The organism is Pseudocitrobacter faecalis (genome assembly GCF_965231525.1).
In the GTDB taxonomy this organism is placed as follows: domain Bacteria; phylum Pseudomonadota; class Gammaproteobacteria; order Enterobacterales; family Enterobacteriaceae; genus Pseudocitrobacter; species Pseudocitrobacter faecalis.
Genome location: NZ_CBDDNJ010000002.1, coordinates 330,236 through 355,825, shown reverse-complemented (window position 1 = coordinate 355,825; position 25,590 = coordinate 330,236). Strand labels below are relative to the sequence as shown.

At 55.0% G+C, this 25,590-nt stretch carries 29 protein-coding genes; 14 read left to right on the top strand and 15 right to left on the bottom strand.

Features of this window, described 5'->3' with window-relative positions:
• Positions 1-7 precede the first annotated feature (7 nt).
• The 9 genes from ACOXYR_RS02385 to ACOXYR_RS02345 all read right to left on the bottom strand — a co-directional run bounded on the left by ACOXYR_RS02385 (position 8) and on the right by ACOXYR_RS02345 (position 7,254).
• Positions 8-538 (bottom strand): cupin domain-containing protein, encoded by a 531-nt coding sequence (locus ACOXYR_RS02385; RefSeq protein ID WP_108475828.1) that lies wholly within the window; start codon positions 536-538, stop codon positions 8-10.
• A 10-nt stretch (positions 539-548) separates the two neighbouring features.
• Positions 549-1,805, bottom strand: coding sequence for an MFS transporter (locus ACOXYR_RS02380; RefSeq protein WP_189623864.1), 1,257 nt, complete (start codon positions 1,803-1,805; stop codon positions 549-551).
• 26 nt (positions 1,806-1,831) lie between these two features.
• Positions 1,832-3,028 carry an NAD(P)/FAD-dependent oxidoreductase gene (locus ACOXYR_RS02375; protein WP_421356463.1) on the bottom strand — a complete coding sequence of 399 codons (1,197 nt, stop codon included), beginning with the start codon at positions 3,026-3,028 and terminating at the stop codon, positions 1,832-1,834.
• Positions 3,025-3,951, bottom strand: a complete 927-nt coding sequence (locus ACOXYR_RS02370; protein ID WP_113857785.1) for a VOC family protein — start codon at positions 3,949-3,951, stop codon at positions 3,025-3,027. The genes ACOXYR_RS02375 and ACOXYR_RS02370 overlap by 4 nt, the downstream gene beginning before the upstream one ends.
• 87 nt (positions 3,952-4,038) lie before the next feature.
• The gene (locus ACOXYR_RS02365; RefSeq protein WP_108475824.1) at positions 4,039-4,827 is read right to left on the bottom strand and encodes an IclR family transcriptional regulator; all 789 of its coding nucleotides are present in this window, start codon (positions 4,825-4,827) and stop codon (positions 4,039-4,041) included.
• 16 nt (positions 4,828-4,843) lie between these two features.
• A complete protein-coding gene (locus ACOXYR_RS02360) occupies positions 4,844-5,593 on the bottom strand; it encodes an SDR family oxidoreductase (protein WP_421356462.1) in 750 nt (249 codons plus the stop codon).
• Complete coding sequence (locus ACOXYR_RS02355; RefSeq protein WP_108475822.1) at positions 5,593-6,615, bottom strand: aromatic ring-hydroxylating oxygenase subunit alpha; 1,023 nt, start codon at positions 6,613-6,615, stop codon at positions 5,593-5,595. Before ACOXYR_RS02355 ends, ACOXYR_RS02360 begins: the two co-directional genes overlap by 1 nt.
• Before the next feature lie 10 nt (positions 6,616-6,625).
• Complete coding sequence (locus tag ACOXYR_RS02350) at positions 6,626-6,934, bottom strand: recombinase-like helix-turn-helix domain-containing protein (protein ID WP_108475821.1); 309 nt, start codon at positions 6,932-6,934, stop codon at positions 6,626-6,628.
• Complete coding sequence (locus ACOXYR_RS02345) at positions 6,931-7,254, bottom strand: Rieske (2Fe-2S) protein (protein WP_108475820.1); 324 nt, start codon at positions 7,252-7,254, stop codon at positions 6,931-6,933. Before ACOXYR_RS02345 ends, ACOXYR_RS02350 begins: the two co-directional genes overlap by 4 nt.
• A gap of 415 nt (positions 7,255-7,669) precedes the next feature.
• On the opposite strand from ACOXYR_RS02345, the gene ACOXYR_RS02340 reads away from it, so the two are divergent.
• On the top strand, positions 7,670-8,881 hold the full coding sequence (locus ACOXYR_RS02340) for an MFS transporter (RefSeq protein ID WP_421356467.1): 1,212 nt from the start codon (positions 7,670-7,672) through the stop codon (positions 8,879-8,881).
• Between the two features lie 4 nt (positions 8,882-8,885).
• On the opposite strand, the gene speB is transcribed toward ACOXYR_RS02340, so the two are convergent.
• The 4 genes from speB to ACOXYR_RS02320 form a co-directional block, all read right to left on the bottom strand.
• A complete protein-coding gene (gene speB, locus ACOXYR_RS02335) occupies positions 8,886-9,806 on the bottom strand; it encodes an agmatinase (RefSeq protein WP_407731587.1) in 921 nt (306 codons plus the stop codon).
• Positions 9,807-10,039: 233 nt separating this feature from the next.
• Positions 10,040-12,016 (bottom strand): biosynthetic arginine decarboxylase, encoded by a 1,977-nt coding sequence (gene speA, locus ACOXYR_RS02330; protein ID WP_421356461.1) that lies wholly within the window; start codon positions 12,014-12,016, stop codon positions 10,040-10,042.
• Positions 12,017-12,024: 8 nt separating this feature from the next.
• A complete protein-coding gene (gene yqgB, locus ACOXYR_RS02325; protein WP_144052291.1) occupies positions 12,025-12,156 on the bottom strand; it encodes an acid stress response protein YqgB in 132 nt (43 codons plus the stop codon).
• A gap of 84 nt (positions 12,157-12,240) precedes the next feature.
• Positions 12,241-12,390 (bottom strand): hypothetical protein, encoded by a 150-nt coding sequence (locus ACOXYR_RS02320; protein WP_421356460.1) that lies wholly within the window; start codon positions 12,388-12,390, stop codon positions 12,241-12,243.
• A gap of 404 nt (positions 12,391-12,794) precedes the next feature.
• Here ACOXYR_RS02320 and metK point away from each other — a divergent pair, with 404 nt between their 5' ends.
• From metK to ruvX, 8 genes are all read left to right on the top strand, one after another.
• The gene (gene metK, locus ACOXYR_RS02315; protein WP_015963075.1) at positions 12,795-13,949 is read left to right on the top strand and encodes a methionine adenosyltransferase; all 1,155 of its coding nucleotides are present in this window, start codon (positions 12,795-12,797) and stop codon (positions 13,947-13,949) included.
• Between the two features lie 348 nt (positions 13,950-14,297).
• Positions 14,298-15,692 carry a galactose/proton symporter gene (gene galP / locus ACOXYR_RS02310; protein WP_108475818.1) on the top strand — a complete coding sequence of 465 codons (1,395 nt, stop codon included), beginning with the start codon at positions 14,298-14,300 and terminating at the stop codon, positions 15,690-15,692.
• A 79-nt stretch (positions 15,693-15,771) separates the two neighbouring features.
• Positions 15,772-16,272 (top strand): SprT family zinc-dependent metalloprotease, encoded by a 501-nt coding sequence (locus ACOXYR_RS02305; RefSeq protein ID WP_189623860.1) that lies wholly within the window; start codon positions 15,772-15,774, stop codon positions 16,270-16,272.
• Between the two features lie 94 nt (positions 16,273-16,366).
• Positions 16,367-17,074, top strand: coding sequence for a deoxyribonuclease I (gene endA / locus ACOXYR_RS02300; RefSeq protein WP_108475816.1), 708 nt, complete (start codon positions 16,367-16,369; stop codon positions 17,072-17,074).
• Positions 17,075-17,196: 122 nt separating this feature from the next.
• Positions 17,197-17,928, top strand: coding sequence for a 16S rRNA (uracil(1498)-N(3))-methyltransferase (gene rsmE / locus ACOXYR_RS02295; RefSeq protein ID WP_108475815.1), 732 nt, complete (start codon positions 17,197-17,199; stop codon positions 17,926-17,928).
• A gap of 23 nt (positions 17,929-17,951) precedes the next feature.
• On the top strand, positions 17,952-18,899 hold the full coding sequence (gene gshB / locus ACOXYR_RS02290; RefSeq protein ID WP_421356459.1) for a glutathione synthase: 948 nt from the start codon (positions 17,952-17,954) through the stop codon (positions 18,897-18,899).
• A gap of 144 nt (positions 18,900-19,043) precedes the next feature.
• Positions 19,044-19,607, top strand: a complete 564-nt coding sequence (locus ACOXYR_RS02285; protein WP_108475813.1) for a YqgE/AlgH family protein — start codon at positions 19,044-19,046, stop codon at positions 19,605-19,607.
• On the top strand, positions 19,607-20,029 hold the full coding sequence (ruvX, locus tag ACOXYR_RS02280) for a Holliday junction resolvase RuvX (RefSeq protein ID WP_108475812.1): 423 nt from the start codon (positions 19,607-19,609) through the stop codon (positions 20,027-20,029). Before ACOXYR_RS02285 ends, ruvX begins: the two co-directional genes overlap by 1 nt.
• 94 nt (positions 20,030-20,123) lie before the next feature.
• Here ruvX and ACOXYR_RS02275 read toward each other — a convergent pair whose 3' ends face one another.
• Positions 20,124-20,777, bottom strand: coding sequence for a LuxR C-terminal-related transcriptional regulator (locus tag ACOXYR_RS02275; protein ID WP_015963067.1), 654 nt, complete (start codon positions 20,775-20,777; stop codon positions 20,124-20,126).
• 484 nt (positions 20,778-21,261) lie between these two features.
• Positions 21,262-22,242 carry a type IV pilus twitching motility protein PilT gene (locus tag ACOXYR_RS02270; protein ID WP_421356458.1) on the bottom strand — a complete coding sequence of 327 codons (981 nt, stop codon included), beginning with the start codon at positions 22,240-22,242 and terminating at the stop codon, positions 21,262-21,264.
• A 17-nt stretch (positions 22,243-22,259) separates the two neighbouring features.
• Between ACOXYR_RS02270 and ACOXYR_RS02265 the strand changes: the two genes are divergently transcribed.
• Genes ACOXYR_RS02265 through hemW form a run of 5 tightly spaced genes read left to right on the top strand, consistent with a single transcriptional unit; the run spans position 22,260 to position 25,566 of the window.
• A complete protein-coding gene (locus tag ACOXYR_RS02265) occupies positions 22,260-22,973 on the top strand; it encodes a YggS family pyridoxal phosphate-dependent enzyme (protein ID WP_108475810.1) in 714 nt (237 codons plus the stop codon).
• Positions 22,974-22,981: 8 nt separating this feature from the next.
• Positions 22,982-23,548, top strand: coding sequence for a YggT family protein (locus tag ACOXYR_RS02260; RefSeq protein WP_108475809.1), 567 nt, complete (start codon positions 22,982-22,984; stop codon positions 23,546-23,548).
• Positions 23,545-23,835 carry a DUF167 family protein YggU gene (gene yggU, locus ACOXYR_RS02255; RefSeq protein WP_108475808.1) on the top strand — a complete coding sequence of 97 codons (291 nt, stop codon included), beginning with the start codon at positions 23,545-23,547 and terminating at the stop codon, positions 23,833-23,835. Before ACOXYR_RS02260 ends, yggU begins: the two co-directional genes overlap by 4 nt.
• 8 nt (positions 23,836-23,843) lie before the next feature.
• Positions 23,844-24,437, top strand: a complete 594-nt coding sequence (locus ACOXYR_RS02250; protein ID WP_108475807.1) for an XTP/dITP diphosphatase — start codon at positions 23,844-23,846, stop codon at positions 24,435-24,437.
• Positions 24,430-25,566, top strand: a complete 1,137-nt coding sequence (gene hemW / locus ACOXYR_RS02245; protein ID WP_421356457.1) for a radical SAM family heme chaperone HemW — start codon at positions 24,430-24,432, stop codon at positions 25,564-25,566. Before ACOXYR_RS02250 ends, hemW begins: the two co-directional genes overlap by 8 nt.
• Positions 25,567-25,590: the final 24 nt, after the last annotated feature.

Below are 25,590 nucleotides of genomic sequence, written 5' to 3'. Positions count from 1 at the left end.
CAATTCCTTAGTTACGTTTCACTTTCGACAGCGGATGGTCTGCCGGATAGGTTGGGATCTCCGGCTTTTTGGTGCCGAGCATCACACACATCAGCGCTTCTTCTTCGCCATGGTTAAACAGGCCGCGATAGATCCCCGCCGGAACGGAGATGAGATCGCGCTCGCGCAGTACCGTTTCGGTGTAGTTGTCACCATCCTGAATCATCAGGGTGATCTGCCCTTTCAGCATGAAGAAGACCTCTTCCACGTCATCGTGCAGATGCAGCGGGCCTTCGCATTTCGACGGCAGCACCATGGTGGAGAAGGTGAAGTGCTCCGCCGCCACGGTGTTGGTATCGCTGGCGACACCGGTCGCCCCGGTACCGATATAACGCATCTGCGCACGGCGATATTTCGGGTCAAAATCCGCCTGGAACTTCAGCGCGTTCCAGTCATATTTACGGCCTTCAAAGCGGGCAATACGCGACTCCACCCACTCTTCCATGGTCAGATTTTCTGGCTTGATGCCGGTTTTCGCGCTTACGGTTGAATCAGACATGACACACTCCTCAGTAACGTTTAAGCAGCGGCAGTAACAGGACGCACCCTACGGTCGCCATCACCACCAGAAAGATCAGCCCGGAATCCATGCTGTGAGTGAAGGCGATCAGCGCCCCCATCACCGCCGGCGACAACGCCCCGGCAAAGTTTCCCAGCCCGTTGAAAATACCGCCCGCCGTGGCGCTCACCCGTGGATGGGTCGCTTTTGCCAGCAGGGCGAAAATGTTCGGCGCGCCCACGCCCCACATAAAGGTGCTGAAGCTCATGGCGGCGATGATGGTCAGCGGCGTATCCAGATGCATGACCGCCGTCAGGCCAATGGCCGCCCCTGCCATTGAGATAAAGCAGGCGGCGGCGCGTTTATCGACGCGATCGGAAAGCCACGCGCCAATCACTTCGCCCAGCAGCATGGCGATGAACGGCATCGACGACAGCCAACCCGCATGCTCCAGGTGAATGCCTTTGCCTTTAATCAGGTAGCCCGGCAGCCAGCCGTTGATGCCCCACAGATAGGTCAGAAAAGCGATGTTAAAGACGCAAATCATCCAGAAGTGAGTGCTGACAAACAGTTCCTGACGCGCCGCCCGACGCGTTAGCTGCGACTGTTGCGTCGGTGCCTGTTTCGCCTCAAGCTGCACGCCACGCAGACCAATGCGCACCAGAATCAACACCGGGATAGTGAGCAGCGCCATGGTGAAGAAGGTGCTCTGCCAGCCAAAGGTATTGAGCAGCCAGATGGAAAGCGGGAAGCCAATTGCCGCCCCCACGGGCGTGCCGAGTAGCCAGAGCATGGTGGCGCGCGCCTGCAAATGCTGCGGGAAGGAGTGGCGTACAATGGCGAACGCCAGCGGGAACAGCGGCCCTTCCGCCACGCCGAGCAGAATGCGCAGCGTCACCATCAGCGTGTAGTTGTGGGTAAAGCCCATCATCACCATCAATACGCACCACAGCACCATCATGCCGGTGAGCAGACGCAGCGGTGCGATCTTGTCGCCCAGCCCACTCAGCAGTACGGAGGAAAAACCGTAGCTCAGCAGGAACGCGCTCATCAGGATACCCAGACGCGTGGTGTCAAAATCGATGCCCATCGCCTGCTGGAAATGGCTATCGGAAAAGAGTGCGGCGATGCTGATTTTGTCGAAAAACGCCAACAGGACGCAGGCCAGCAGCGACAGCGGAATAGCCCAGCGAACGGTCGTTTCAGGCGTGCAGACGCCCTCACCGCGCGCCTCTACGGGCGCGGTGTTGTTCTCTAATGTGCTCATGTTCCCCCCTGAGGGTTACGTCGCGGTTAGCGTAGTGACATCAGTGAAAAGTCAGGATCGCCCAAGGGCTCAGCGCTCAGGTTGCGCCCGCTCGCCATCCAGCGTTTCGCAAGTTTAACGGTGCGCGGATCGTTAAACGCCACCAGTTGATTCAGCGTACCGTCAGCGTTGAGCGAGAAGAAAAGCGGCCCTTTTTCTTCCCGGCGAACCACCGTCCGGCTGTTCGGCTGCGGAATGCCGAGGATCTGAATGTTGTGCTGGTATTGATCCGACCACAGCCACGGCACGTCGTCGTAACCGGGCGCGCTGGCATCCAGCATCGCTTTGGCCGTCGCCACCGCCTGATTCTGCGCAAATGCCCATGACTGCACGCACAGACCATAACGCGCGTGCTGCGCCACATCGCCCACGGCGAAGATCGCCGGATCGGACGTGCGCCCCTGCGCATCGACCACAATGCCGCGATCGGTTTTCAGCCCGGCATCGCGTGCCAGTTCCAGATTGAGATCGACGCCGATCCCCACCACCACCGCATCGAAGATCTCGCGCTGGCCGTCGCAGTGGATCACCGCGTTTTCATCGCCTTCATCCAGTTCAATCGCGCCACATCCGGTGCGCACATCCACGCCCTGTTGCTGATGTATTGCCAGCAGTTCAGCGGACACTTCCGCGCTGACCGAGCGCATACAGAGCGCGGGCTGTTGTTCAAACAGAGTGACCGCGATACCGCTTTTGCGCGCTGAGGCGGCAATCTCCAGGCCAATCCAGCCACCGCCGATAATCGCCAGCGTTTGGCTCTGCGCCAGACGCTTTTTCAGACGCTGCGCATCCTGCCAGTGGCGCAGGGTATACACCTGCGGATGCGTCGCCCACGCGTCTCCCGGCAGGCGGGCCCGCCCACCAGTAGCAATCAAAAGCTGGTTATAGCTCAATGATTCTCCGTTACTCAACGCAACGGTTTTTGCGTGTGGATCGATAGCCAGCGCACGTAGCGGGCGGTACCAGCGCAGGTTCAGCGCCTGCTGTGCGTCTTCGCTGAACAGACGCGGCAGCGTCGGGGACGCTTCCAGCAGCGAGGCTTTTGACAGTGGCGGGCGTTCGTAGAAATCCCACTCCTCTTCTGCCACTACGCAGATCTCACCGTCGAAACCGTCGTCGCGCAGGGTTTTCGCCGCCCAGCCGCCCGCCTGGCCGCCGCCGATTATCACGATGCGCGCCGTCATACCGCCTCCGGCTTCTTCTGCTGGCGGCGGGTGTCGTGGTCGATACCGCCTTCCACCGCCCATTCGGTAAAGGAGACCAGCGAATGCTCCAGCTCGCGCGGTTGCCACTTCTCGGTGAGGTAGTCGTCGTTGGTGTAGTACTCAAACGCCCCGCCGGTTGGGCTGTTCACATACCAGAAATAGGCGGAAGAGACCGGATGACGACCGGGGCCGATAAACGTGCTCCAGTCATGTTTGTTCATGGCAATGCCGCCGCCGATCACTTCATGGATGTCGCGTACGGTGAACGCGACGTGATTCAGCCCGCGCTTGCGGTTTGGCAATTGCAGCAGGAAAAGATTGTGATGGCCGCCGCGCGCCTGGCAACGCAGGAACACCGCGCGGTTGATGTAACGGTCAGAGACCTGGAAGCCCAGCACTTCACGGTAGAATTTCTCCACCGCCGCCAGTTCTTCAACAAAGAACACTACGTGGCCGATGTTGATCGGCTCTGCACGATCGTAAACCGGGCTTGGTGTGTCGATACGACGCGCATCGCCCCACTGGTTAATCGGCTCAACGTTCAGTTCAACTGGCTGCTGCTGGCTGACCTGCACGCGCAGGGTCATGCCGTTCGGGTCGCGGCATTCCAGCGCGCCGTCCACCTCACAAAAACCCGGCTGGCTGGCAAGCTTCGGGCGCAGCGCGTCCAGTTCACTTTGGGTAGCCACGCCCCAGGTCATGCGACGCAACGTGTTGCCTGCTTCAAAAGCGTCCGGCAGCGTGGGGGCATCCTGCGAATTTAACTCCACGCTGGCACCGCTCAGGGTGGTGAATCGACGCCCGCTGGCATCCCCCTTCAGGCCAAAATCAGCCATAAATTTTGCGCTGTAGGCCACGTCATCGACGCCAAACTCCAGTTTTTCAATTCCGATTACACTCATGGTTCGTTGCCTCTTTGCCACTCAATGCCCAGATTTGGGCGTAGAGCATGCCCGACGCCGCTCAGCGCCTGCACCTAACTGTTTGATTTAGCTGGCTTGTGACAGATACCCCAAAAAGCCAGAGATTTTGTCCGCCGCCATGCGAACGTCGTTTTGCAACCGATCGCGATCGGTTTGCGGCACCTGTTCCGAGGGCACCAGAATGCTTACTACCGCCGCCACGCGCCCGCTGCGGTCATAAACCGGATAGACAATGGAGGAGATCCCTTCACGGAAGAATGATTCGCCAATGACATAACCACGCGCTTTATCCTGCTGCACCATTTGCCACAGCGCTTCCCGATCATGCGGCTGACCCAGCGTATTTCCGGGTAACCGCTCGTTCGGGAAAATCTGTTCGAACTCGCTGCGCGACACATCCGTCAGCAGCATACGGCCCAGCGATGTGCAGTGCACCGGCAGACGTGTACCAATACTGACGTGATTGATACGCGAACCAGCGGCGCTGACGCGGGCGATGTAGATGATGTCGCGCCCGTCGCGGATCGCCAGATGGCTGCTGCACTGACTGCTGTCGCGCAGTTGCTCAATCACTGGCTGCCCGACCTGGGCAACATCCAGCGAGGCGATATATTCAAATCCAAGACGCAGCACGTTCATCCCGAGCGAAAAGGTATTGGTACGCGGGTTGCGCTCCAGAAATCCCATATATTCCAGCGTCTGCACCACGCGGTAAGCCGTCGCTTTCGGCATATCCACCAGCCGATGCAGCTCGGCGAAGGTCAGGTCGCGATGCTGTTCACCGAAGGCCAGCAGCAGCTGTAAACCGCGCTCCAGACCGGGCACCAGGTACTTGATTTCGTGCTCGTTCGCCATACTGCCTCCGCCCTGCTCAGTTAAAAATAAAGCCACCGTTGACTGGAATAAGCTGCCCGGTTACAAACCCGGAGAGATCGCTCAACAGCCACAACACGCTACCGGTGACATCTTCCGGCTGCTGCGCGCCCGCCAGCGCCCGGCCATTTTCATACAATTGATGGCGCTCGGCAGGCACGTACTCCGTCGCTTCCACGCGCGTCAGACCCGGCGCAATCGCATTAATACGGATACGTTTTTCGCCCAGTTCACGCGCCATCGAACGCGTCATGGCAATCACCGCCCCCTTACTGGCCACATAGGCCATCAGGCGTGGTGCGCCCCACAGGGCAGTGTCCGAGGCCACATTAACGATCCCCGATCCTTCGCGTAGCAGAGGCGCGGCGGCGCGGGTCACCAGCCAGGTGCCTTTGACGTTGACGTTCATGACCCGATCCCAGAGATCCGGATCGTAGTCGATCATATTTTTACCGCCGACGCCGGTCGCCATCGCCGCGTTATTCACTAATCCGTCTATCAACCCAATTTCTGCGATGGCGGCAAACGTCGTGTCGATGGATGTGCTATCGGCTAAATCAATCACGTAATCTTCAATACGGTAACCCTGCCCGCGCAGGCTGTGCGCGCTTTCCGCCAGTTCGCCCGCCAGGATGTCGCACATCGCAACCGTCGCGCCCTGCTCTGCACAGGCTTTGGCAAAGTGAAAGCCGAGCCCGCGTGCCGCGCCGGTCACCACGATGCGCTTGCCATCGAGTAAGCCGTGCATCAGGCCGCTCCCTGCTGCGCGTCGCGCGTCGCCAGTTGCTCTTTCGCCGCTTTCTGCATCATGCGGCGCAGACGGGAAAGGCCGACATCGTGTTGATAGAGATATTCATGATCGCGGGCGTTCGGCGCCAGGCTCTCCAGCACTACGCGATCCTGTTCCAGCACTTCCCAGTGCAGTTTTTCCAGACGGTTGCGGTACATGAAACGCCAGAGATCGCGCTGCCAGCCCTGTACGCGGCGAATACGCCAGAAGAAGACGCGGCAGTTGTCGTTATCTTCCGGCACTACCATACCGACAATCCAGAAGTGACCACCCGGCCCAAAACGTCGTTTGTACGGAATCGAGAGTCGCATCCAGTAAGTGCCGCTGTTGCCCAGTTCAACCCAGTCGAAGTTGACGCCGCTCTGCCCTTTTTTCTCAAAGATGAAGCCAGTTTGGGTCGGTTGCAGGATCATGTCCGCTTTGCGATCGCCTTCCGCCATCGAGTGAGAAGACGAGTGAAGGTAGGTGCCGTGCATTGGGTCCATCACGTTTTCCAGCGCGTACTGGTAATTGCATTTCCACGCGGCGGAACAGAGGAAGTTGCTGTAGCTTTCGGTGTCCGCCAGCTCTTCCGGGAAGGTGAGTTCTTCCGGCTGTTGGTCAGCGGTAACGCCAAACCACAGGAAAATCGCGCCGTGCGCTTCCTGCACGTTGTAGCTGCGCACGCACTGCTGGCCTACCAGCGGGCAGCGGTCCACCGCCGGAACGTCTTTCACTTCACCGTTGCCCGCTACTTCTACACCGTGATACCAGCAGGCAATACGGTCGCCGAGGTTCCAGCCCATCGACAGACGCGCGCCACGGTGCGGGCAGCGATCTTCAAGCGCCTGTACCTGACCCTCTTTGTTACGCCACACCACAATTTGTTCACCCAGGCGGGTGATCCCGACCGGCGCGGACTGGACTTCCCAGCTTGCCAGCACCGGATACCATAAACCGCGTAACCCTTTATCGAGATAGCTCTGCACTGTTGTTGTCATCACCCGCCCCTCAGTAACCGTTAACCTGTAAGAATGCCTGGAAGCTGTCATCGTTCCACGGCGCGCCCTGCTGGTCGTACATGCGAATCGCGTTCAGCCCGTTGACCAGTTCCGGCAGCGTTTCCACGCCCTGCTCAAACAGCTCTTCCAGCGCGGTAATCAGCAGCAGCTCCCAGTTCTCCGGCACGCGGCTACGGGTTTGCCAGATGATGTTTTGGTATTCGCCTGGCTTATGAATATTGCCGTTACCGCCTTCTGCGGGCGGGGTAAACTGGCGGCTTTCCGGCAGCGCCGGGTTGAAATCCAGGGTTTCGCTCATACCACGGTCTCCTCAATGAAAGTGATCTGAATTTGGTTTTCGAATACCCGTACCGGGTAGCGATTCAGGTTGCGGCCTCCAGGCCCGTGCAGGCACTGGCCGGTTTTGACGTCGAACACCGCTTCATGCAGCGGACATTCCACCTTGCCATCTTCGACAAACCCCTGGCTCAACAGCGCGTAAGCATGAGGACAAACGTCTTCCAGCGCGTAAAACTCGCCATCGACCAGATAAATACCGATCTCTTTACCTTCAATGTTGCCGCTATAAGGGAAATCTTCCTGTACCTGCTCCGCGTCACATACGCCTATCCAGCTCATCGCATTCCTCCAGGCTTTTGTTTCATATATGAAACTGTGTTTCTTATTTAATACGCTCAATATAAAAGCGGTGAATGTTTCGTCAAGCGCAAATGTGACGTTTTTGTTAAGTGCAATGAAATTAATTAGCTAAGTGTGTAATCGATCACGAAAAACTGCATCGATATGAAATTGTGATTTATGAAGGAGGAAAGAATCGGTTTTATAAATAGCGTGACATTCACTTTCAAAGATATTGACTTTTGAATAACGGGATTATTAATAAATAGCGCGAGGCTTCATCGATGAGTTTCACAGGTGAAACCAAAAATTTAATTATCCATTAATATCAATGAGTTTCACAGGTGATACATTTTCATTGTGAAACTATAAACACAAAATAATAAATAAATTTTCTGGCAGGAGAAGTGAGATGATTTCAACACGCTGGCAGGGCGTCATCGCGTTATTGTTTCTAATTGTGATTTCTTATGTCGATAGAGTAAATATCTCGGTGATGATTCTTAATGACGACTTCGTCACTCATTTTCATATAAATGAAAACAGAATGTTACAAGGAATGTTAATGACATTCTTTCTTCTGGGTTATGGGTTTTCGGCTCTTCTATTAACACCGGTAATGGAAAGTAAACTCAATTATCGTCAGGGGCTGCTGATTAGCATCACGGTCTGGGCGCTGGTTTGCGCCATCTCTCCCCTGCTCGGGTCGCTGTTCGGTATGCTTATCGCGCGCGTGATCCTCGGCATTGCTGAAGGGCCGCTCTTTTCATTGAAAACTCGCTACATCAGCGACCACTTTGCCGCACAGGAGATTGGCAAACCGAATGCCGTAAGCGCCCTGGGCGTATCGCTTGGGCTGGCTGTTGGCTTCCCGCTGGTCACGTTTATGATGCAACATCTGGGCTGGATGGGGTCGTTTTATGCGCTTGCCGCGCTGAATTTGCTGCTTGGTGGCGGGCTGATTTATCGTTTTTTGCCTGCGCCACAGAAAGCGAATCGCCCCCGCAAAAAGGGGTTGAGCGAGACCTTTATACTGGCCTGGCGCACGCCGTTGCTCGGCTGGATCTTGCTGGTTGAGATTGCCACGTTGAGCTATCTCTGGGGCAGCAGCGCATGGCTTCCGGCATGGCTGCGCGATGAACATCACTTCTCACTGCACGCAACGGGCTTTTTAGCGGCAATTCCATTTCTGCTGAGTCTCGGGTCAAAATTTTTAGGCGGCGTTCTCCTCGATAAACTGCGCCCGGAACAGGCCCCGCTGCTCTTCGTCACCGGTGGCGCGCTGACGGCGTGCTCGGTGCTGACGTTGATGTTCAGCCATCAGCCCGCCATGCTGGGGCTGTTTTTACTCTCAGCCAATATTTTCTGGGGATTACAGGGGGCAGCCATTCCGGCGGTGGTACAGCATCATGCGGCGCACGACGCGGTGGGCAGCGCCTATGGCATCATTAACGGGATTGGCAATATTTGCGCGGCGTTTATTCCGCTCATGATGGGCGTGGTGATGAAATATGCCGGGTCGGTGAGCGCAGGATTTTCGGTTCTGGTCGCGTCGCAAATCGTGACGCTGCTGGCGGGCGGAATGTTGCTGCTGCGCATGCGTCGCGCAGCAGCAGTAAGCGCGTAACAGATTACTCGCCTTTTTTCGCGGCCTGGATGTAGAGCATTTCCAGTGCGAGGGTCGCCGCTGCCAGCGCGGTGATTTCAGACTGATCGTAGGCCGGCGCCACTTCCACAACATCCATACCCACGATGTTGAGATCTTTCAGGCCGCGTACCAGTTTGATGGCGCGATCGGATGTCAGGCCGCCGATCACTGGCGTCCCCGTACCTGGCGCAAAAGCCGGGTCGAGGCAGTCGATATCGAAAGTCAGATAAACCGGCATATCACCGACAATCTGTTTCACCTGCGCGATGATGTCGTCAGCGGTGCGATCGTTCACCTGGCAGGCGTCCAGCACGGTGAAACCGTTGTCTTTATCAAACTCGGTACGGATACCAATCTGCACGGAATGGTTAGGGTCGATCAGGCCTTCATTCGGCGCGGTGTAGAACATGGTGCCGTGGTCGAATTCACAGCCATTCGCATAGGTGTCGGTGTGGGCATCGAAATGCACCAGCGCCATTTTACCAAAGTGTTTGGCGTGCGCGCGCAGCAGCGGCAGCGTGACGAAGTGGTCACCGCCGAAGGAGAGCATGCGTTTACCCGCCGCCAGCAGTTTTTCCGCGTGCGCCTGCAGTTTTTCGCTCATTTCACGGGCATCGCCAAAGGCATACACCAGGTCGCCACAGTCAATCACGTTCAGGCGTTCGCGCATGTCGAAGTTCCACGGGAAGCGGTTGTGCTCCCAGGCGAGATTGGTCGATACCTGGCGGATGGCAGCCGGGCCATGACGACCACCGGCACGACCCGAGGTCGCCATATCAAACGGTACACCGGTGATCACCCAGTCGGCGTCGCTGTCATACGGTTGGAAGTTCAGCGGCAGACGTAAAAAACCAAATGCGTTAGATACCAGGGAGTTATCGTACTGATTTCCTAAGGTACTCATGGCTATGACCTCTTCTAAAGTCGGTAAAAAAAATCCCCTCCGCGTCGTTAGGCCCGACGAGGAAGGGATTGATTTGAGTTACAGCTTGTTGGGGCGAATTATCGCCGTTATTTTGTGCGGGTTCAAGTGAGTGTAGCAAATGTGCGGTCTGATGCCCTCACCCCGGCCCTCTCCCACAGGGAGAGGGGGAAAACCCGCACGCTCTGTTCCCTCTCCCTCAGGGAGAGGGTGTATTACTCGTCTTCCAGATACGTATACCCGTAAAGCCCCGCTTCAAACTCTTCCAGGAACTGCTGTTGCAGCGCGTCGTCCAGACCGGTGTTTTTCACTTGATCGCGGAACTGAGTCAGCAACGTGTTGGGATCAAGCTGCACATATTGCAGCATATCCGCCACCGTATCGCCCTCATCAGACAATTCGACTTCCACGCTGCCGTCAGGGAAGACAAATACGTCAACCGCTTCGGTATCACCGAACAGGTTGTGCATGTTGCCGAGGATCTCCTGATACGCACCGACCATGAAGAAGCCCAGCATCGGCGGGTTCTCCACATCGTACTGCGGCATCGGCATGGTGGTGGCGATACCATCACCATCGACGTAATGATCAATCGCTCCATCGGAGTCACAGGTGATATCGAGCAGCACCGCACGGCGTTCTGGAACCTGATTCAGCCCTTCCAGCGGCATCACCGGGAACAGCTGGTCGATACCCCATGCATCCGGCATTGACTGGAACAGGGAGAAGTTGACGTAAATTTTATCCGCCATACGTTCCTGTAACTCATCAATAATCGGGCGATGGGCACGGTTGCTCGGGTCGAGTTGTTTCTGCACTTCGTGGCACATGTTCAGATAAAGTTGCTCTGCCCATGCACGCTCTTTGAGGCTGAATGTGCCGGAGGAGTAGCCGATATGAATATCGTGCAGATCCATCTGGCTGTCGTGCAGCCATTCACGCAGCGAGCGGCGCGTGCCGGGTTCATGCATCTCCTGCCAGGTTTCCCACATGCTTTGCAGCGCACGCGGCGCGTCATCAGCCGGCGGAGTCGCCTCGGTATATTCGTTACGCTCAACGCCGATGATGTTCGATACCAGCACCGTGTGATGCGCGGTAACCGCGCGGCCCGATTCGGTGATCACCGTCGGATGCGGCAGGCCGTTCTCTTCACAGGCATCGCCAATCGCCCAGATGATGTTGTTGGCGTATTCGTTCAGGCCGTAGTTCACCGAGCAATCGGACTGGGAACGCGTCCCTTCATAGTCCACGCCCAGGCCACCACCAACGTCGAAGCACTGAATGTTCACACCCAGTTTGTGCAGTTCAACATAGAAACGCGCCGATTCACGCACGCCGGTGGCGATGTCGCGAATATTGGCCATCTGTGACCCCAGGTGGAAGTGCAGCAGTTGCAGGCTGTCCAGATGTCCCGCCTCACGCAGGATATCCACCAGTTGCAGCACCTGTGTTGCCGCAAGGCCGAATTTCGATTTTTCACCACCGGAGGACTGCCATTTACCGGAACCCTGCGAGGCCAGACGTGCACGCACGCCAAGGCGCGGCACCACGTTCAGTCGTTCAGCTTCTTCCAGTACGATGGCGATTTCGGACATCTTTTCGATAACCAGATAGACCTTGTGGCCCATCTTCTCGCCCACCAGCGCCATACGGATGTATTCACGGTCTTTGTAGCCGTTACACACAATCACGCTGCGGGTCATGCCAGCGTGAGCCAGCACAGCCATCAGCTCCGCTTTGGAACCCGCTTCCAGCCCCAGCGGCTCGCCGGAGTGGATCAGGGATTCAATCACGCGGCGATGCTGGTTTACCTTGATCGGGTAGACCAGGAAATAGTCGCCGTTATAGCCATAGGACTCACGCGCGCGCTTGAACGCGGCGTTAATCGAGCGCAAACGGTGCTGGAGGATCTGCGGGAAGCAGAACAGCGCTGGCAGACGTTGCCCCTGCGCTTCGCGCGCTTTGACCAGCTGCGCCAGGTCAACGCGGGCTTCCGGAACGTCAGGATCAGGGCATACACTAATATGGCCTAACTCATTGACGTCATAGTAGTTATTGCCCCACCAGGCAATGTTGTATGTGCGTAGCATCTTGCTTGCTTCCTGGGAGCTCATCGCAACCTCCTGCATGGAACGTAGTACACCTTGTTCGCCCGCTGACGAAGGCAAACCCATAGACATGTCGTCAGACATAGCGAACCTCAATAATTTGTATCTAGTGTAAAACAGTTAACTACTATCGCAGCGTAACGATGCGATAACAACCCATATACAGCCTGATTTCCCAGCGCGTTATGCTGGTGCGTCGGCTGTGCGACCGGTTTCTTGTTCATATCATTGTAAAACACGCAACCGAACTTAAGACGATGTTCGGAGAAACCACGAGAAATCTCTTGCAGGTGCAAGAGCGCCCTTGTTCAGTTCCGGGAAGCCTGACCAGCCCTGGAGTCCTGAGAAGCGCCGAAATGGGTAAAACATCGGCAGGTATACAAAGCAGAGATACTGAGAACGGGAATCGGGTTCACACCAGGACGGTGTGACAGATTGGGCACAATACAACGGTTCATTATTTGATATCACCTCCACGCCAGCCCCGAAGGACTTGCTATAGCCAAAAAACACATGTTTTAGCCCGGCTGGAAGTGGCGTCACGAAGTCAACTTCGTACACTTTTTGGTATGAGCCGCGCGCCGCGTTTTATACCGGGAAGACGGGTAAAAAGCAAAATAAAATTACGGACTCTGCCAGCAATGTCAGGAAAAATTTCCACCTTTTGTTGCGCAAGAATGCGAGCCAAATCAAAAAACGCTGGAAATCGGATTAAGAAGTAACCTAGAATAGCCGTCCAGAAGTTAATCCGTCTATACTGACTTCTTGTGTGCCGACCTGCTGCCCTGTTATTGCGCATCGCATCGCGCGGGCACCGCCACATGAAGCTTATCGAACTCTCTTTTTCCAGGGTGAAGAAATTATGGCAAAACACCTATTTACGTCCGAGTCTGTATCCGAAGGGCATCCTGACAAAATTGCGGACCAAATCTCCGACGCCGTGCTGGACGCCATCCTTGAACAGGATCCGAAAGCGCGCGTAGCCTGCGAAACCTACGTGAAAACAGGCATGGTTCTGGTTGGCGGTGAAATCACCACCAGCGCATGGGTTGATATCGAAGAGATCACCCGTAACACCGTTCGCGAAATTGGCTATGTGCATTCGGATATGGGCTTTGACGCCAATTCCTGTGCCGTGCTGAGCGCAATTGGTAAACAGTCTCCGGACATCAACCAGGGCGTTGACCGTTCCGATCCGCTGGAACAGGGCGCAGGCGACCAGGGTCTGATGTTTGGTTATGCAACCAACGAAACCGACGTGCTGATGCCAGCGCCAATCACCTACGCACACCGTCTGGTGCAGCGTCAGGCTGAAGTGCGCAAAAACGGCACCCTGCCGTGGCTGCGTCCGGATGCGAAAAGCCAGGTCACCTTCCAGTATGACGACGGTAAAATCGTTGGCATCGATGCGGTAGTGCTGTCTACTCAGCATGCGGAAAGCATCGATCAGAAATCCCTGCAGGAAGCAGTGATGGAAGAGATCATCAAGCCGGTTCTGCCGACTGAATGGCTGAACGCATCCACTAAATTCTTCATCAACCCAACCGGTCGTTTCGTGATCGGCGGCCCGATGGGCGATTGCGGTCTGACCGGTCGTAAAATTATCGTTGATACCTACGGCGGCATGGCACGTCACGGTGGCGGTGCATTCTCTGGTAAAGATCCCTCAAAAGTTGACCGCTCCGCAGCCTACGCGGCACGTTATGTAGCGAAAAACATCGTTGCGGCAGGCCTCGCTGACCGTTGTGAAATTCAGGTATCCTACGCAATTGGCGTGGCAGAACCGACGTCCATCATGGTGGAAACCTTCGGTACTGAGAAAGTGCCTTCTGAACAGTTGACCCTGCTGGTACGCGAGTTCTTCGACCTGCGTCCGTACGGCCTGATTCAGATGCTGGATCTGCTGCACCCGATCTACAAAGAGACCGCCGCTTACGGTCACTTTGGCCGTGAACATTTCCCGTGGGAAAAAACCGACAAAGCGGCGCTGCTGCGCGATGCTGCCGGCCTGAAATAATCTCCCCACCGTTTTGCCTGAAGGCCAGCCACGTGCTGGCCTTTTTTATTGCCTGTGCGCCATTAATGAAAGCGATTACACAGCATAGCTAATGCACCACACTGATGCAGCCAGACGTGTTACACAGCAAATGCCTTGTTGTTACATTTATTTTTCAGGCTAATCTGAAGCATTATTTTTTCTCCCCGACTTTCACAATTAACCATTTGATTACTATAATTTTTAATGCATACGCACGATGAATGATAGTGTAACCGATTACACTCATGTGATTACTATCACATCTTTTTACGCCTGACTCACTTAACCTTTACATCGACCAATCTAATAATTCAAATGGAGGGCATAATGCCTGACAATAAAAAACAGGGGCGTTCTAACAAGACAATGACCTTCTTTGTCTGCTTCCTGGCAGCTCTGGCGGGACTTCTCTTCGGTCTTGATATTGGTGTTATTGCCGGTGCCCTACCCTTTATCACCGATGAATTTCAGATTTCTCCACACACCCAGGAGTGGGTGGTCAGCTCCATGATGTTCGGTGCCGCGATTGGTGCGGTCGGCAGTGGCTGGCTCTCCTTCCGCCTCGGGCGTAAAAAAAGCCTGATGATCGGCGCGATCCTGTTCGTGCTCGGCTCGCTGTTCTCTGCTGCCGCGCCGAACCCGGAAGTGCTGATTATCTCCCGCGTTCTGCTGGGCCTGGCTGTGGGTGTCGCTTCCTACACTGCGCCACTGTATCTCTCTGAAATCGCGCCGGAAAAAATTCGCGGCAGTATGATTTCCATGTACCAGTTGATGATTACCATCGGTATTCTGGGCGCATACCTGTCTGATACTGCCTTCAGCTACTCTGGTGCATGGCGCTGGATGCTGGGCGTGATCATCATCCCTGCGATTCTGCTGCTGATTGGCGTCTTCTTCCTGCCGGACAGCCCGCGCTGGTTCGCCGCCAAACGCCGCTTCCATGATGCCGAACGCGTGCTGCTGCGTCTGCGTGATACCAGCGCGGAAGCGAAACGCGAACTGGATGAAATCCGCGAAAGTTTGCAGGTGAAACAGAGCGGCTGGGCGCTGTTTAAAGAGAACAGCAACTTCCGTCGTGCGGTGTTCCTTGGCGTGCTGTTACAGGTGATGCAGCAGTTCACCGGGATGAACGTCATCATGTATTACGCGCCGAAAATCTTTGAACTGGCGGGTTATACCAATACGACCGAACAGATGTGGGGGACGGTAATTGTTGGCCTGACCAACGTGCTCGCCACCTTTATCGCTATCGGTCTGGTTGACCGCTGGGGCCGTAAACCAACCCTGACGCTGGGCTTCCTGGTGATGGCGGTCGGTATGGGCGTTCTGGGTACGATGATGCACGTCGGTATCCATTCACCGTCTGCCCAGTACTTCGCGATTGCCATGCTGCTGATGTTTATCGTTGGCTTCGCCATGAGCGCAGGCCCGCTGATTTGGGTACTGTGTTCTGAAATTCAGCCTCTGAAAGGCCGCGATTTCGGTATCACCTGCTCGACCGCAACCAACTGGATCGCCAACATGATCGTCGGTGCAACGTTCCTGACCATGCTCAACAACCTGGGGAATGCGAACACATTCTGGGTTTACGCCGGTCTGAACCTGCTGTTCATCGTACTGACTCTCTGGCTGGTTCCGGAAACCAAACATGTGTCACTGGAACATATTGAACGTAACCTGATGAAAGGTCGTAAACTGCGCGAAATCGGCGCACACGACTAATCATCCGGCAAGCTTCCTCCCTCTCAGGGAGGAAGCTTCTTCTTGCACATGCCCCTCTACCCGCACTATCCTCTGCTCCATGAAAAGCCCCCGAATTCCTATCGCCCTTCAGCAAAGCGTTATGCGTTGTCTGCGGGAAAATCTTGCCAAAGCGAATCTTGCGCTCAAGCGTCATTACCCCGAGCCAAAGCTGGTTTATCAACAGCGCGGCACCTCGGCGGGTACCGCGTGGTTGCAGGAGTATGAAATTCGCCTCAATCCGGTACTGCTGGCGGAAAACCAGCAGGCGTTTATTGATGAAGTGGTTCCGCACGAACTGGCGCATCTGCTGGTGTGGAAGCACTTTGGCCGCGTGGCACCGCACGGTAAAGAGTGGAAGTGGATGATGGAAGCCGTGCTCGGCGTTCCGGCGCGCCGCACCCATCAGTTTGAACTGAGTTCGATACGCACTAAAACCTTCCCCTATCGCTGCCGCTGCCAGCAGCATCAATTGACTATCCGCCGCCATAATCGCGTGGTGCGCGGTGAAGCGACCTATCGCTGCGTACACTGCGGCGAGCCATTGGTTGCAGAATTGTAACTGATGGAATTTTCTGGAAGTTTTCTGATCTGACTGATTGCATCTGACTCTTGCTTTCGCTACGTTGCGGGCTCGTTTTGAGACGGAGTTTGTGATGTCCCGTAAAGTAGCAATCGCAGTCGTGGTGTTAGCGACGGCGCTCTCAGGCCAGGCGCAGGCCGAAGGTATTAAAAGTTTTTCCCAGGCCAAAACCGCAGGGGTAAAAGTTAACAGCGATGTGCCGGGTGACTTCTACTGCGGCTGTAAAATTAACTGGCAGGGTAAGAAGGGCGTCATTGACCTTGAATCCTGCGGTTACAAAGTGCGTAAAAATGAAAACCGCGCCAGCCGTGTTGAATGGGAACACGTGATGCCCGCCTGGCAGTTTGGTCATCAGCGCCAGTGCTGGCAGGATGGCGGGCGAAAAAACTGCGCCAAAGATCCGGTGTACCGTAAAATCGAAAGCGATATGCATAACCTCCAGCCGGCGGTTGGAGAAGTGAATGGCGATCGCGGTAACTTTATGTACAGCCAGTGGAACGGCGGCGAAGGCCAGTACGGCCAGTGCGCCATGAAAGTCGATTTTAAAGAAAAAGTGGCCGAGCCGCCGGCACGCTCGCGCGGCGCAATCGCCCGCACCTACTTTTATATGCGCGACACGTACCAAATCAATCTTTCCCGCCAGCAGACGCAGCTTTTCAACGCGTGGAATAAGCTCTATCCGGTCAGCGAATGGGAGTGTGAGCGCGACAGGCGCATCGCCAAAATTCAGGGTAACCACAACCCTTACGTGTTGCAGGCTTGCCAGGCGCAAAAGAGCTAACCTACACTAGCGGCTAATTGTTTAATTTTCTGCCGGACATTTCCCCCTCACCCTGGCCCTCTCCCTCAGGGAGAGGGAACGGACAGTGCCTGGTATCTAAGCTATTAATGGAACGTCACATCATGCGCATCCCCCGTATTTATCACCCTGAACGCATCACCGCCGGGCATGAAATCGCCCTGTCGGAAGACGCGGCAAACCATGTTGGCCGCGTGCTGCGCATGGGGCCGGGTCAGGCAATTCAGCTTTTCGATGGCAGCAATCAGGTCTTCGACGCCGAAATTACCCACGCCGACAAAAAGAGCGTGCGCGTGAATGTCGTGAGTGGAGAAGTCGACAATCGTGAATCACCGATCCACATTCATCTGGGCCAGGTGATGTCGCGCGGCGATAAAATGGAATTCACCATCCAGAAATCAATAGAACTGGGTGTAAGCCTCATAACGCCACTGTTTTCTGAGCGCTGTGGCGTTAAACTGGATGCCGAGCGTTTGAATAAGAAGATCCAACAGTGGCAAAAAATCGCAATTGCCGCCTGTGAACAGTGTGGCCGTAACACGATTCCGGAAATTCGCCCGGCGATGGATCTGGAACAGTGGTGCGCCGAAGAAGATAGCGGGCTGAAGCTGAACCTGCATCCGCGTGCCAGCGCCAGCATCAACACGCTGCCGCTGCCGGTGGAACGCGTACGTTTGCTGATTGGCCCGGAAGGCGGTCTCTCGGCAGATGAAATTGCCATGACCGCACGCTACCAGTTTACTGATATCCTGTTGGGACCTCGCGTTCTGCGTACTGAGACTACCGCGCTCACCGCCATCACCGCACTGCAGGTGCGCTTTGGCGATCTGGGCTAATACCGGCTTCCAGGAGAACTAGAATGATTAAGCTCGGCATCGTGATGGACCCCATCGCAAACATCAATATCAAAAAAGACACCAGCTTCGCGATGTTGCTGGAGGCACAGCGCCGGGGCTATGAACTCCATTACATGGAGATGAATGACCTCTATCTGACCAACGGCGAATCCCGCGCGCGTACGCGTCTGGTGAGCGTTGAGCAAAACTATGACAAATGGTACGAATTCGGCAGCGAGCAGGATATCCAGCTTGCCAACCTCGATGTGATTCTGATGCGTAAGGATCCGCCGTTTGACACCGAATTCATCTACGCGACCTATATTCTGGAACGCGCGGAAGAGAAAGGTACGCTTATCGTCAACAAACCGCAGAGCCTGCGCGACTGTAACGAGAAGCTGTTCACCGCCTGGTTCTCTGAGCTGACCCCGGAAACGCTGGTCACCCGTAACAAAGCACAACTGAAAGCGTTCTGGCAGGAGCATGGCGACATCATCATGAAACCGCTGGACGGCATGGGCGGCGCGTCGATTTTCCGCGTGAAAGAAGGCGATCCAAACATTGGCGTTATCGCCGAAACCCTGACCGAGCTTGGCAGCCGCTACTGCATGGCACAAACCTATCTGCCAGCGATTAAAGACGGTGATAAGCGTGTGCTGGTCGTTGATGGCGAGCCCGTACCTTACTGCCTGGCGCGTATTCCGCAGGGCGGTGAAACCCGTGGCAACCTGGCCGCCGGTGGCCGTGGCGAGCCGCGTCCGCTGAGTGAAAGCGATTGGGAAATCGCCCGCAAAGTGGGCCCGACGCTGAAAGCGAAAGGTCTGATTTTTGTCGGTCTGGATATCATCGGCGATCGCCTGACGGAAATTAACGTTACCAGCCCAACCTGCGTGCGTGAAATCGAAGCGGAGTTCCCGATCTCCATCACCGGGATGCTGATGGACGCTATCGAAAAACGTGTAGGCAAGTAATCACTGCGGCGGGAGGGAACCCGCCACAACCAGGCTTTCCTGCCAGCCGCTTACGCGCGTTTACAGGACTGCCTGGTGACAGCACGCCTCTTTCCCCGCATACTGGACGTTGCTGCTTTTTGAACCAGGACAGAACCTCTGACAATGAATTTACAGCATCACTTTCTTATTGCCATGCCGGCTCTTCAGGATCCCATCTTCCGCCGTTCCGTTGTCTATATCTGCGAGTATAACGACGATGGCGCAATGGGGATTATCATCAATAAGCCGCTGGAAAACCTGCAAGTTGAAGGCATTCTGGAAAAACTGAAGATCACCCCCGATCCGCGCGATCCGTCGATTCGCCTTGATAAACCGGTGATGCTCGGCGGGCCACTGGCGGAAGATCGCGGCTTCATTCTGCACACGCCACCCGCGTCGTTTTCCTCAAGTATTCGTATCTCTGACAACACCATCGTCACAACTTCGCGCGATGTACTGGAAACCCTGGGCACCGCGGGGCAGCCAACTGACGTGCTGGTTGCGCTGGGTTACGCATCGTGGGAGAAAGGCCAACTGGAGCAGGAAATTCTCGACAACGCCTGGCTCACCGCGCCTGCCGATCTCAATATTCTGTTTAAAACGCCGATCGCCGATCGCTGGCGCGACGCGGCAAAACTCATCGGCATCGATATACACACCATGCCCGGCGTGGCGGGGCATGCATAATGAGCGGAACTTTTCTCGCCTTTGATTTTGGTACCCGCAGTATTGGTGTCGCGGTCGGCCAGCAAATCACCGGTACTGCACGTCCACTTAACGCACTGAAGGCGCAAAACGGCACGCCTGACTGGAACCTTATTGAGAAGCTGCTCAAAGAGTGGCAACCGGCGTTAGTGATCGTCGGCTTGCCGCTAAATATGGACGGCACCGAGCAGCCTCTTACCGCGCGTGCACGTAACTTCGCCAATAAAATTCATGGCCGTTTCGGTGTGGCGATTAAACTGCATGATGAGCGTTTGAGTACCGTTGAGGCCCGCGCCGGGTTGTTCGAGCACGGCGGTTTTCGTGCACTGGATAAAGGCAGCGTGGATTCAGCTTCTGCGGTGGTGATTCTGGAGAGTTTCTTCGAGCAAAGTTTCGGTGAGTGATTCGCCCAACACGACGTACATACCCTGGACGTTCAAAAGAGGAAAGCCGGATGGCGCGAGCGCGTATCCGGCCTGCAACGTTTCCAGAGTAAGCTTAGTGGCGCAAATTTTCATTCGCCCAGCTGACTGCCTGGGTTCTGTTTTTCACGCTTAACTTACGGAAAACATTATATAAGTGCGTACGCACGGTGTTTTCACTGATGAACAATGCGCGCGCAATATCCATATTGGTCGCACCATGACGTAATTCATTAAGAATTTCGCATTCACGTTCAGTCAGGGGAATATTGTCTGATGATTCAGTCGGCTGTTCAACTGCGTACATTGCCGGATGCATTACGCTCAATTCAGCAGTCTGTTCACCGTTCAGCACGGCTTTGACACCCTCAATTAAGCGCGATTCTTCATCATCATGACGGAACACACCGTACAGCGCTGGCCACTGCGCCATTTCGTATAATTCATACTTTTGCGCACTGTTAATAATCAGCAAACGCGGAGAATCAAACTGCGAGCGGATAATATCGCGCCAGATACCGTTCAGTTTTTTGTTCGATACCGCAATGTCAAACAGCACCACAGTACCTTTAGCAAGGCGCTGTACCATCGGCTTATTGATATTGTGAACATCTACAGAAACTGAAAGTAAATCAGAAAGATAACCAGCGAATGCATTGGCCTGTACTGACGGGTGGGTGATTAAAATGATTTTGCGGGATTTAGATACACTCTCTGATACATCAAGCATTTGAAACTCTCCTTAGTATTTTGCCACCATCATGGTGTTTTAATAAATCAAAGCAATCTTAATTATCAGGGATAATAATAATCAAGACAGTATGAAGTGAAACAATATTTCATAAGAATTATCCTAATTCCATAATTAGGATAGAACGATCCCCGCTGAGTGTCAAAAGAATATCAACCTTTTTTTCTATGTCTACACAACATAATGTTGTGCATCGGTGTAAAAATCCGTCAGCCATATTACTTAGTAATTATAGCTTAGATGCAACATGTTTCGCCGGTGATAATATTTCACAGAATAATAACGGGGCAACGGATTTACAAATAAAACATTATCACAACAGAATGACGAATAAATATCACATTCCCAATATATTGAAACATTTTTTCTTGTCGATTAATTCTAAAAACCTTACTGTCGTCACAGTAATAACACTTATCTATTAGAAATAGAATTAATAAGCGTCGGAGAAATAGCCTAATCCTTATAGCTTACCCCTCGCCAAACATTGTTGATAGCTCTGCGTAAAAGTTTGCATACCTGCCTGCTGTCCAGTTTGCATGACACCCGGTAGCTGATGGGTTTTGCCTTCGCGGATCAGATTTCCCACCGCCGGGGTGTTCACCAGCAGTTCGAAGAGCGCCACGCGCCCGCCTTGCTTATCCGCCACCAGTTTTTGCGCGACGACGGCACATAAACTGTTCGCGAATTGATTGCGTACAGGCTCTTTTTCCTGCGCCGGGAAAACGTCCACCAGACGCTCAATCGCCTGGGCTGCCCCACGCGTGTGCAATGTTGCCAGCACCAGATGGCCAGTTTCAGCAGCCGTTAATGCCAGCCGGATCGTCTCGCTATCGCGTAATTCTCCCAGCAAAATAACATCGGGGTCCTGACGTAACGCGCCACGCAGTGCATCAGCAAATGAAGAGATATGCTGGCCAATTTCGCGTTGTTGAATTAAGCAGCGCTGACTGGCATGGATAAACTCCACCGGATCCTCCAGCGTCAGAATATGACCATCCAGCGAGTGATTCAGATGGTCGACCATCGCGGCAAGGGTCGTCGACTTCCCGCTGCCGGTCGCGCCAGTGACCAATATTAGCCCGCCCTCTTCGTGTAACAGTTCAGGGAGGGCCGCAGGCACGCCGAGTTCAGCGAGTGTTGGGCAGCGCGACGGTAGCACACGCAATGCCAGCGAAACGCCGCGCGCATGGCGAAATGCGCTGGCGCGCAGGCGTGTTCCTTCAGATGGCACTATCGCAAAATCAAGCTGGCCCTGCGCTCGCCATTGCGCATGCTGTGCTTCACTTAACCAACCGCGCAGCAGTTCTTCCGGCTCTGGCGATGAAAATGGCGCAGACTCCAGCATTCCGCAACGCCGCCATCGCGCCATTGCCCCGCTACACAGGTGTAGATCCGACACGTTATGCTTTACACTAAGCGCCACGATTTCTTGTATTTCCATAAGACCCACCAGCAAATATGAACGATATAGCGCATAACCTGGCACAGGTCCGGGACAAAATCTCAGCCGCTGCATCACGATGCGGCCGGCTTTCAGAAGAAGTTACACTGCTTGCAGTGAGCAAAACAAAACCTGCGAGCGCCGTCGAAGAAGCGATGGCCGCCGGGCAGCGCGCGTTTGGCGAAAACTATGTTCAGGAAGGCGTGGAAAAAATCCGCTTCTTTCAGGACAAAGGCATAACGACTCTACAATGGCACTTTATTGGCCCGTTGCAGTCCAATAAAAGTCGCCTGGTGGCAGAACATTTCGACTGGTGCCATACGGTCGACAGGCTGAAGATCGCCACCCGACTCAGCGAACAGCGCCCTGCACATTTGCCGCCGCTTAACGTGCTGATTCAGGTCAATATTAGTGATGAGCAAAGTAAATCCGGCATTGAGCCCGAGGCGATTGACGCATTAGCGGCGGAGGTTTCCGCCCTGCCCAATCTCTGCCTGCGCGGTTTGATGGCCATTCCGGCACCGGAAACTGAGTACGAAAAGCAGTTTGCCGTCGCTCAACAAATGGCGGTAGCATTCGCGCGGCTGAAGACGCACTACTCTACAGTCGATACGCTCTCACTGGGCATGTCAGACGATATGGAAGCCGCCATTGCGGCGGGTAGCACTATGGTACGCATCGGCACCGCGATTTTCGGTGCGCGTGATTACACAAAAAATAAGGAACTCTGAGGAACGCCATGAAGACGTTGACTTTCCTGCTCTCGACAGTGATTGAACTGTACACAATGGTGCTACTGCTGCGCGTCTGGATGCAGTGGGCGCGCTGTGATTTTTACAACCCGTTCTCCCAGTTCGTGGTGAAAATCACCCAGCCTATCGTGGGGCCGCTGCGCCGCATCATTCCGGCGATGGGGCCGCTCGACAGTTCCTCGCTGCTGGTTGCCTTTATTCTGAGCGTCATCAAGGCGATCACCCTGTTCATGGTTATCACCTTCCAGCCGATTATCTGGATTGCGGCGGTGCTGATCCTGCTGAAAACCACCGGCCTGCTTATCTTCTGGGTACTGCTGCTGATGGCGATTATGAGCTGGGTAAGCCAGGGCCGTAGCCCGGTTGAGTTTGTACTGATGCAGCTCGCCGACCCACTGCTGCGCCCGATTCGTAAGCTGCTGCCTTCAATGGGTGGTATCGATTTCTCGCCGATGATCCTCGTGCTGCTGCTCTATGTCCTTAATATGGGCATCGCCGAAGTGTTACAGGCCACGGGCAACATGCTGCTGCCGGGGCTGTGGATGGCGCTATGAGTGCCGTTACATCCTGCGACGACGGGCTGGTGCTGCGGCTGTATATTCAGCCGAAGGCCAGCCGTGACAGCATTGTGGGTGAACATGGCGACGAATTAAAAGTCGCCATTACCGCCCCGCCGGTCGATGGGCAGGCCAATGCCCATCTGGTGAAATTCCTCGCCAAACAGTTTAAGGTCGCCAAAAGCCAGGTCATCATTGAGAAAGGTGAACTGGGCCGCCATAAACAGGTTAAAATCATTCATCCGCAGCACATCCCAGCGGGCGTCGACGCCCTGATTAATTAGGATATCCCATGCAAAAAGTTGTCCTCGCTACCGGTAATGCCGGTAAAGTGCGCGAGCTCGCCTCGTTGCTGAGCGATTTTGGTCTCGATATCGTTGCGCAGACCGACCTTGGCGTCGACTCTGCCGAGGAGACCGGCCTGACGTTTATCGAGAACGCCATCCTTAAAGCACGCCATGCGTCTCAGATTACCGGCCTGCCCGCGATTGCCGATGATTCCGGGCTGGCGGTGGATTATCTCGGCGGTGCGCCGGGTATCTATTCCGCACGTTATTCCGGTGAAGACGCGACCGACGAGCGTAACCTGCAAAAGCTGCTGGAGACGCTGAAAGACGTGCCGGACGACCAGCGTCAGGCGCAGTTCCACTGCGTGCTGGTCTATCTTCGCCATGCGGAAGATCCAACGCCGCTGGTGTGTCACGGTCGCTGGCCGGGCGTTATCACCCACGCGCCTGCGGGCAACGGTGGCTTTGGCTACGATCCTATTTTTTATGTCCCCTCTGAAGGGAAAACCGCCGCTGAACTGACGCGTGAAGAGAAGATTGCCATCTCTCACCGTGGTCAGGCGCTGAAACAGTTACTGGAAGCGTTACGTAATGGCTAATTTGCCGCCTCTGAGCCTTTATATTCACATTCCGTGGTGCGTGCAGAAATGTCCGTACTGCGACTTTAACTCGCACGCGCTGAAAGGCGAGGTGCCGCACGACGATTATGTTCAGCATCTGCTGAGTGATTTAGATGCTGACTTGGCCTACGCGCAGGGACGTGAAGTAAAGACCATTTTTATTGGCGGCGGTACGCCGAGCCTGCTTTCAGGCCCGGCGATGCAAACATTGCTGGATGGCGTGCGTGCACGTCTTACTCTGGCAGCAGATGCGGAAATCACTATGGAAGCGAACCCGGGTACGGTGGAAGCGGATCGCTTCGTCGATTACCAGCGTGCGGGCGTGAACCGTATTTCCATCGGCGTGCAGAGCTTTAGCGAAGCTAAACTGAAACGTTTGGGGCGCATTCACGGCCCGGAAGAAGCCAAACGCGCGGCGAATCTGGCGACGGGTCTGGATCTACGCAGCTTCAACCTTGATCTGATGCATGGCCTGCCTGACCAATCTTTAGAAGAAGCGCTGGATGATTTGCGCCAGGCGATTGCGCTCAATCCCCCGCATCTCTCCTGGTATCAGCTCACCATTGAACCGAATACCCTGTTTGGCTCGCGTCCACCGGTACTGCCGGATGACGACGCGCTGTGGGATATCTTCGAGCAAGGCGACAAGCTGCTGGCGGCGGCAGGTTATCAGCAGTATGAAACGTCGGCTTACGCGAAGCCGGGATATCAGTGCCAGCATAACCTCAACTACTGGCGCTTTGGCGACTACCTCGGCATTGGCTGCGGCGCGCACGGTAAAGTCACCTTCCCCGACGGGCGTATTCTGCGTACCGCCAAAACGCGCCATCCGCGCGGGTATATGGAAGGGCGCTACCTGGAACGCCAGCACGATGTCGACGCGGCAGATAAACCGTTTGAGTTCTTTATGAACCGCTTCCGCCTGCTGGAACCCGCTCCACGCGCGGAGTTTAGCCGCTATACGGGGCTCAGCGAGCAAGCGATTCGCCCACAAATTGACGAAGCGCTGGCGAAGGGGTATTTGACCGAGTGCGAAGAGTATTGGCAGATTACCGGGCACGGTAAGCTGTTTCTGAATTCGCTGCTGGAACTGTTTCTGGCTGAATAACCGATACCGGATGGCGACAAGCCA